This window comes from Pseudomonas sp. HMSC063H08, assembly GCF_001813645.1.
GTDB lineage: Bacteria > Pseudomonadota > Gammaproteobacteria > Pseudomonadales > Pseudomonadaceae > Pseudomonas > Pseudomonas aeruginosa.
The window spans coordinates 80,132-87,401 of sequence record NZ_KV813438.1 but is presented as its reverse complement, the minus strand read 5'-3'; the positions used below and the strand labels follow the sequence as shown (position 1 = coordinate 87,401).

Sequence of the window (7,270 nt, the reverse complement as noted above, 5' to 3'; positions counted from 1 at the left end):
GCCGCGCCCCAATTGGGGCGCGGCGTTTTTCTTAAGTAAACAGCATTAGGGTTCGACCAGCTCTTTCGTTTCAGTGCAGCGCGCGCGCCAGTTGGATCAGCTCGTTGCGCCACTCGGCAGCGCGCGGCAGGGCCAGGAATGAGCCGTTGAGGTAGTCCTCGCGCGGCTCGTAGGTGAATGGCGCGCCATGCAGGTCGAGCACCTCGCCGCCGGCGCCTTCCAGCACACCCTGGGCGGCGGCCGTGTCCCATTGCGAGGTTGGCGTCAGGCGCGGATAGCAGTCGGCAGCGCCCTCGGCCAGCAGGCAGAACTTCAGCGAACTGCCGATGCTGGCTCGCCGCAGGTCGCCGAAGCGCTCGCTCAAGCCATCCAGCAGGCGCTCCTGGGCCGGGCTGCCGTGGCGCTTGCTGGCCACCACGGTGAAGGCCTCCTCGGGCTCCAGGCGCACACTGATCGGTTGCGCGCCGCCATCGGCCTCCTCGCGCCAGGCACCGAGACCGGCGCCACCGTAGTAGCAGCGGCCGCTCACCGGCACGCCGACCAGGCCGAACAGCACCCGGCCATCCTCGACCAGGGCCACGTTGACGGTGAACTCCTCGCTACCGGAGATGAACTCCTTGGTGCCGTCCAGCGGGTCCACCAGCCACCAGCGCCGCCAGTGGCCGCGCTCGCTCAGCGGTATCTCGCAATCCTCTTCGGAAAGCACCGGAATGTCCGGCGCCAGCGCCCGCAATCCCGCCTCCAATATATGGTGCGCGGCCAGGTCGGCGGCAGTCACCGGCGATTCGTCGGCCTTCGAGCGCACCGCCACGTCGGCGCGCCAGTGCGGCAGGATCGCCTCGCCGGCGCGCCGCACCAGCGCCACCAATTCGCCCCAAGGCACCGGCCTCATGCCTGGTACTCGCCGCGCTGGGTGAGCAGGTCGCGCACCAGGTACAGCGCGGCCAGGGCGCGGCCTTCGCTGAACTGGGCGTGCTGGGCCAGGCTCGAGAGTTCGCGCAGGCTGATGCGATCGACGCTCATCGGCTCCGGCTCGTCGCCCGGCAGGCGCTCCTCGTAGAGGTCGCGCGCCAGCACCACCTGGATGCGCTGGCTCATGTAGCCCGGCGACAGCGACAGTTCGGTGATGTGCTCCAGTTGCCGGGCACCGTAGCCCGCTTCCTCCTTGAGTTCGCGGTTGGCCGCCGCGAGGATGTCCTCGCCCGGCTCGACCAGGCCCTTGGGCAGCGACAACTGGTATTCGTCGACCCCGGCGCAATATTCCTCCACCAGCACCGCGTGCTCGGCATCGAGCATGGCCACCACCATCACCGCACCGTAGCCCTGGCCCTTGCCGACCAGACGCTCGTAGGTGCGCTCGACGCCATTGCTGAAGCGCAGTTGCAACTCCTCGACAGCGAACAGTCGGCTCTTCGCGACGATCTCGCTGGCGAGTACGGTGGGTTTCTGACGCATGTGGATAACTCCTTGGCGAAGCCGGCGGGTTATCATACCCCGGCTTTTCCGATTATCCCTGTCGGAGATTGATGGGAAGCGACAGATTTCCGCATCGATCGCGACGAACCGCGACAAGAGCCGCCATGCCCACCCTGCCCTGGTCCGCCATCGACACCGTGCTGCTCGACATGGACGGCACCCTGCTCGACCTGCACTTCGACAACCACTTCTGGCTGGAACACCTGCCCCAGCGCTATGCCGAACGCAACGGCCTGAGTCGCGCCGAAGCCGATGCCGTGCTCGAGCCGCTGTTCCGCGAACACGCTGGCCAGCTCAACTGGTACTGCCTGGATTTCTGGAGCCGGGAACTGGACCTGTCGATCCGCGAACTCAAGCACGAGGTGGCGCACCTGATCTCGCTGCGTCCGCACGCCGATACCTTCCTCGCCGCCCTGCGCCAGGCCGGCAAGCGCGTGGCGCTGATCACCAACGCGCACCGCGACTCGCTGTCGCTGAAGCTGGAACGGATCGAACTGGCGCCCTATTTCGACCGACTGATCAGCTCCCACGACTACGGCTACCCGAAGGAGGACGCGCGCTTCTGGAGCGCCCTGCAAGCCGATTTCGGCTTCGACCCGCAGCGCAGCCTGTTCATCGACGACAGCCTGCCGATCCTGCGCAGCGCCCGCGCCTATGGTGTCGCCCACCTGTTGGCGGTACGCCACCCGGACAGCCGTGGCCAGGTCCGGGACACCGAGGAGTTCGCTGCCCAGGAGGACTACCGGCGGCTGCTCGAAGGACTGCCGTAGCCGCGGAAACGAAAACCCCGCCACGCGGGCGGGGTTGGCGAAACGCCGGGATCACTCGGGAATGCGCAGGACCTGGCCGGGGTAGATCTTGTCCGGATGGCTGAGCATCGGCTTGTTGGCCTCGAAGATCTTCATGTAGGCGTTGGCATTGCCGTATTCGGCCTTGGCGATGGCGCTCAGGGTGTCGCCTTTCTTCACGGTGACGAAGCGCGCCTCCGGAGCGGCCTGGGCCACGGTGATCTTGTCTTCCACCGAGGAGACGCCGGCGACGTTGCCCAGCGCCAGCAGGATCTTCTCTTTCTCCTCCTGGCTGGCCACCTCGCCCGAGGCGATGACCTTGTCGCCTTCCACCGAAACCTGGATGTTCGGGTTGCCCAGGCCGACCTTGGCGACGTGCTCCTTCAGCGACTCGGCCGCCTGTGCCTCATGCCCCGTCAGCGTATCCCACAGCTTTTCACCGGCTTCCTTCACGAACGCGAAAATACCCATCTTTGGTTCTCCCTTTACGGTTACGGTTGCAAGCGGCCGGCGCAATCCCGATCCGCGACTAGCCAAGTCTAGACTGCAAAAACCGGCGAAATATCCCTAGCCTCCTTCGCCACCCCATAACACTGCGCCCATTCGCGTTAAGATTCGGCGACACCCCCGCCACGGAAGCGCCGATGGACATCAAGCAACTGAAATTCCTCTGCGCCCTCGACGAAACCCGCCACTTCGGCCAGGCCGCCGCACGCTGCCACGTCACCCAGCCGACCCTGTCCATGCGCCTGCGCAGCCTGGAGGAAGAACTCGGCCTGGAACTGGTGCGACGCAGCCAGCGCTTCGAAGGCTTCACCGAGGCCGGCGAGCGCGTACTGGCCTGGGCACGCAGCCTGCTGGCGGCCCAGGAAGGGCTGTACGCGGAAGCCGCCGCCTGCCGCGGGCAACTGGTCGGGACCCTGCGCCTGGGCGTGGTGCCGCTGGCCAGCTTCGACCCGATGCGCCTGGTCCAGCACATGGCCGGGCGCCACCCGGAGTTGCGTTTCCAGCTCTATTCCCTGAGTTCGGAACAAGTACTCGAAGGCCTGGCGCGCAACCAGTTCGATCTCGGCGTCTCTTATCTGGACCGTCTGGACCGCAGCCATTTCGAGGGCATCGAACTGGCGGAGACCCGCATGGGCCTGCTCCATCACCCCAGCCATTTCCCGCTCGACGCCGCGCTGCTGAACTGGGATGCGCTGGCTGGCCTGCCGCTGGGCCTGCTCTCGGCGGGCATGCACTTCCGCCAATCCATCGACCACAACTTCCGCAGCCGCGGGCTGAGCCCCATCGCGCGCCTGGAAACCGACTCGGTGCAGCAACTGCTGCAGGCGGTGCAGCGTGGCTTGTGCTGCGCGATCATGCCGTTGGGCAGCGAAGTCGACGACGAGTTGCGCCTGGTCCCCATCGAGGACGCCCATACCCTGGCAGCGCTCGGCCTGATCATTCGCAGCGGACAGCCGCGCTCGGCGCTGGCCGAAGCCTGCTTCGAGGAGGCCCGGACCTGGCTGGCGCCCGCCGGCTTGATAGACCCTGTCGATCAGGGTATCGGCACAACCGATTAGACGCCGCTCCGCGACAGGCCTAGGCTGGCTCCACACCTAGAACGATAGGGCCCAGCCCATGCCTTGCCAGCCTGCATGCCCGGTATCCGCCGATACCTGGGCGCCTTCCGCCGTTCCCGACGTTTACCGCTACGCCGACCTGCACCTGCCGCAGCAGATCGGCCAGGCCTCCCTTGCCGCCGAGTGCGCCCTGGCGATCAGTTACAACGGACTGAACCAGGCGGTGATGATGGCCTCGCCCGAGGACATCGAGGATTTCGTCCGCGGCTTCAGCCTCAGCAGTGGCTTCGTACAGGCCATCGACGAAATCTATGAAATCCGCGTCAGCGGCCAGGGCGAATCCCTCCACGCCGAGGTCGAGATCAGCAGCCGCGCATTCTGGAACCTCAAGCGCCAGCGCCGGCAACTGGCCGGCACGTCAGGCTGCGGCCTGTGCGGCGTCGAAGCCCTGGAGCAGGCGCTGCCGCAACTGCCGGAGCGGTCGTCGCAGGCGCTGCCTCCCGCCGCCCATCTCGGCGCCCTGCGCCAGCGTATCGAGCAGGCCCAGCGACTGGCGCGCCATAGCGGCGCCCTGCATGCCGCGCTGTATTTCGACGGGCATGGCGAGCTGCGCCTGTGTCGCGAGGACATCGGCCGCCACAACGCCCTCGACAAGCTGATCGGCGCCCTGCATGGACAGGGACTGGATGCTGCGCAGGGCTTCGCCGTGGTCACCAGCCGCTGCAGCCTGGAGCTTATCCACAAGGCCGTACGCGCCGGGATCGGCACCCTGGTCAGCCTCTCCGCGCCAACCGCCCTGACCGTGCAATGGGCGCGCCGCCACCAGCTGAACCTGATCCACCAGCCCCATCACAGTGCCCCGCGGGTCTACAGCCCGGCGCCGGCCGCAACCGAGTGAGTCCGTCATGAGCCTGCAACCTCTCCAACCCCGCTACAAGCCCTACGCCGGTGCCGCCGCCGGCTGGGGCGCGCTGCACAGCGTGGCGCACTTCTGGCTGGACAGCAAACAGCCGTTCAAGAACCTCCGCGCCCTGCTCAAGACCAACCAGAACGGCGGTTTCGACTGCCCCGGCTGCGCCTGGGGCGACTCGCCGGAAGACGGCCGGGTGAAGTTCTGCGAGAACGGTGCCAAGGCAGTCAACTGGGAAGCCACCAAGCGCCGCGTCGACACGGCGTTCTTCGCCCGTTACAGCGTCAGCGCCCTGCGCGAACAGAGCGACTACTGGCTGGAATACCAGGGCCGCCTCACCGGACCGATGCGCTACGACCCGCTCAGCGACCACTACCAGCCGATCACCTGGGACGCCGCCTTCGCCCTGGTCGCCGAGCACCTGCGACGCCTGGATAGCCCCGACCAGGCGGAGTTCTATACCTCCGGGCGGGCCAGCAACGAGGCGGCCTACCTCTACCAGTTGTTCGTCCGCGCGTTCGGCACCAACAACTTCCCCGACTGCTCGAACATGTGCCACGAGGCCAGCGGCGTGGCACTGGGCCGCAGCGTCGGGGTCGGCAAGGGCAGCGTGACCTTCGACGACTTCGAACACGCCGACGCGATCTTCATCCTTGGGCAGAACCCCGGCACCAACCACCCGCGCATGCTCGAGCCGCTGCGCGAGGCAGTGAAGCGCGGTGCCCAGGTGGTCTGCTTCAACCCTCTCAAGGAGCGCGGCCTGGAGCGCTTCCAGCATCCGCAGAATGCGCTGGAAATGCTGACCAACGGGTCCTCGCCGCTGAACACCGCGTTCTTCCGTCCGGCACTGGGCGGCGACATGGCGGCGATCCGCGGGATCGCCAAGTTCCTCCTCGCCTGGGAGCGCGACGCCCAGGCCGAGGGCGGCGAGCCGGTATTCGACCACGCCTTCATCGCCGAGCACACCGACGGCCTCGAGGCCTACCTGGCCGAACTGGATGCCACCCCCTGGGAACACCTGGAGCGCCAGTCCGGGCTGAGCCTGGCGGAAATCGAACAGGCTGCGCGGATGTACCGGCGGGCGAACAGGGTCATCGTCTGCTGGGCGATGGGCATCACCCAACACCATCATTCGGTGGCGATCATCCAGGAAATCGTCAACCTGCAACTCCTGCGCGGCAACCTGGGCCGCCCGGGCGCCGGTCTCTGCCCGGTCCGCGGCCACAGCAACGTGCAGGGCGACCGCACCATGGGCATCAACGAGCGGCCGCCGGCGGCGCTGCTCGACGCACTGGAACGGCGCTTCGGCTTCGAAGTGCCACGCCACAACGGGCACAACGCCGTCGAGGCGATCGCCGCGATGCTCGCGGGCAAGTCGAAGGTCTTCATCGGCCTGGGCGGCAATTTCGCCCAGGCCACCCCGGACAGTCCGCGCACCCACGCCGCCCTGGCGTCATGCGACCTGACCGTGCACATCAGCACCAAGCTCAACCGCAGCCACCTGACCACCGGCCGCGACGCACTGATCCTGCCCTGCCTGGGGCGCACCGACATCGACCGCCAGGCCGAAGGCCCGCAGGCGGTCACGGTGGAAGACTCGTTCAGCATGATCCACGCGTCCTACGGACAACTGGAGCCACTCTCGCAGCAGATGCGTTCGGAACCGGCGATCATCGCCGGCATCGCCAAGGCAACCCTGGGCAACCATCCGGTGGACTGGGACGCGCTGATCGCCAACTACGAGCGCATCCGCGAGCTGATCGCCGACACCATCCCCGGTTTCGCCGACTTCAACCGCCGCGTCCGGCATCCCGGCGGCTTCTACCTCGGCAACGCCGCCGGCGAACGACGCTGGAACACCGCCAGCGGCAAGGCCAACTTCGTCGCCAACCCGCTGCCCCGCGACCTGTTGCCGGCACAGGTGCGCGACAGTGGCCTCGAACCCGACCTGATCCTGCAGACCCTGCGCTCCCATGACCAGTACAACACCACCATCTACGGCCTGGACGATCGCTATCGCGGAGTGAAGGGCCAGCGCGAAGTGGTATTCGCCAACGAGGCGGATATCCGCCGCCTGGGCTACCAGCCGGGCGACAAGGTCGACCTGGTCTCGCTGTGGAGCGATGGCATCGAACGCCGGGTACGCCACTTCACCCTGCTCGCCTTCGACATCCCGGCCGGCCAGGCAGCCGCCTACTACCCGGAAACCAATCCCCTGGTGCCGCTGGAGAGCGTCGGCGTCGGCAGCCATACGCCGACTTCGAAGTTCATCGCGGTACGCCTGGAAAAGGCCACGGGCGACGGGCGCATTATCTGAAGCCCACGAAAAACGCCGCCTCCTGCAACAGGAGGCGGCGTCTTAAGGAAAAAGTCGATGAAAGGCCTTGAAGGCAGGCCGCTCGTCGGCGTTAGAATGGCCAGCATCCCGCCAGCAAAAATACCGATTTCGACCCTGAAATCGCGTTTCGCATTCGGTTTAAGACCGCCTCCGCCGAAGAAAGTTCCCCATAAAAAACAAACACTTGGAATAT

7 protein-coding genes are annotated in these 7,270 nt (G+C 66.8%); 4 read left to right on the top strand and 3 right to left on the bottom strand.

The features are described 5' to 3' along the window. Window positions 1–70: 70 nt before the first annotated feature. Together cysQ and nudE are read right to left on the bottom strand one after the other, a co-directional pair. Complete coding sequence (gene cysQ / locus HMPREF2924_RS14695) at window positions 71–892, bottom strand: 3'(2'),5'-bisphosphate nucleotidase CysQ (protein ID WP_003135988.1); 822 nt, start codon at window positions 890–892, stop codon at window positions 71–73. After that, window positions 889–1,455, bottom strand: coding sequence for an ADP compounds hydrolase NudE (nudE, locus tag HMPREF2924_RS14690; RefSeq protein ID WP_003135989.1), 567 nt, complete (start codon window positions 1,453–1,455; stop codon window positions 889–891). Before nudE ends, cysQ begins: the two co-directional genes overlap by 4 nt. A 125-nt stretch (window positions 1,456–1,580) precedes the next feature. Between nudE and yrfG the strand changes: the two genes are divergently transcribed. Then, entirely contained in the window at window positions 1,581–2,246 is a 666-nt protein-coding gene (gene yrfG, locus HMPREF2924_RS14685; RefSeq protein WP_003135990.1) for a GMP/IMP nucleotidase, read from the top strand. A 51-nt stretch (window positions 2,247–2,297) separates the two neighbouring features. On the opposite strand, the gene lysM is transcribed toward yrfG, so the two are convergent. Further along, the gene (gene lysM, locus HMPREF2924_RS14680) at window positions 2,298–2,735 is read right to left on the bottom strand and encodes a peptidoglycan-binding protein LysM (protein WP_003096210.1); all 438 of its coding nucleotides are present in this window, start codon (window positions 2,733–2,735) and stop codon (window positions 2,298–2,300) included. Window positions 2,736–2,908: 173 nt separating this feature from the next. Between lysM and HMPREF2924_RS14675 the strand changes: the two genes are divergently transcribed. Genes HMPREF2924_RS14675 through HMPREF2924_RS14665 form a run of 3 tightly spaced genes read left to right on the top strand, consistent with a single transcriptional unit; the run spans window position 2,909 to window position 7,056 of the window. Continuing rightward, window positions 2,909–3,829: a LysR family transcriptional regulator gene (locus HMPREF2924_RS14675; RefSeq protein ID WP_003096212.1), complete on the top strand. Its 921-nt coding sequence runs from the start codon at window positions 2,909–2,911 to the stop codon at window positions 3,827–3,829. 58 nt (window positions 3,830–3,887) lie between these two features. Next, window positions 3,888–4,727, top strand: coding sequence for a formate dehydrogenase accessory sulfurtransferase FdhD (gene fdhD, locus HMPREF2924_RS14670; protein ID WP_003135991.1), 840 nt, complete (start codon window positions 3,888–3,890; stop codon window positions 4,725–4,727). 7 nt (window positions 4,728–4,734) lie between these two features. Next, window positions 4,735–7,056: an FdhF/YdeP family oxidoreductase gene (locus HMPREF2924_RS14665; RefSeq protein WP_003135992.1), complete on the top strand. Its 2,322-nt coding sequence runs from the start codon at window positions 4,735–4,737 to the stop codon at window positions 7,054–7,056. Window positions 7,057–7,270: the final 214 nt, after the last annotated feature.

Excerpts from the sequence above, each read along its gene's own strand:
- fdhD (WP_003135991.1), top strand. The coding sequence starts at position 3,888 with ATGCCTTGCCAGCCTGCATGCCCGGTATCCGCCGATACCTGGGCGCCT.
- lysM (WP_003096210.1), bottom strand. The coding sequence starts at position 2,735 with ATGGGTATTTTCGCGTTCGTGAAGGAAGCCGGTGAAAAGCTGTGGGAT.
- cysQ (WP_003135988.1), bottom strand. The coding sequence starts at position 892 with ATGAGGCCGGTGCCTTGGGGCGAATTGGTGGCGCTGGTGCGGCGCGCC.
- HMPREF2924_RS14665 (WP_003135992.1), top strand. The coding sequence starts at position 4,735 with ATGAGCCTGCAACCTCTCCAACCCCGCTACAAGCCCTACGCCGGTGCC.
- yrfG (WP_003135990.1), top strand. The coding sequence starts at position 1,581 with ATGCCCACCCTGCCCTGGTCCGCCATCGACACCGTGCTGCTCGACATG.
- nudE (WP_003135989.1), bottom strand. The coding sequence starts at position 1,455 with ATGCGTCAGAAACCCACCGTACTCGCCAGCGAGATCGTCGCGAAGAGC.
- HMPREF2924_RS14675 (WP_003096212.1), top strand. The coding sequence starts at position 2,909 with ATGGACATCAAGCAACTGAAATTCCTCTGCGCCCTCGACGAAACCCGC.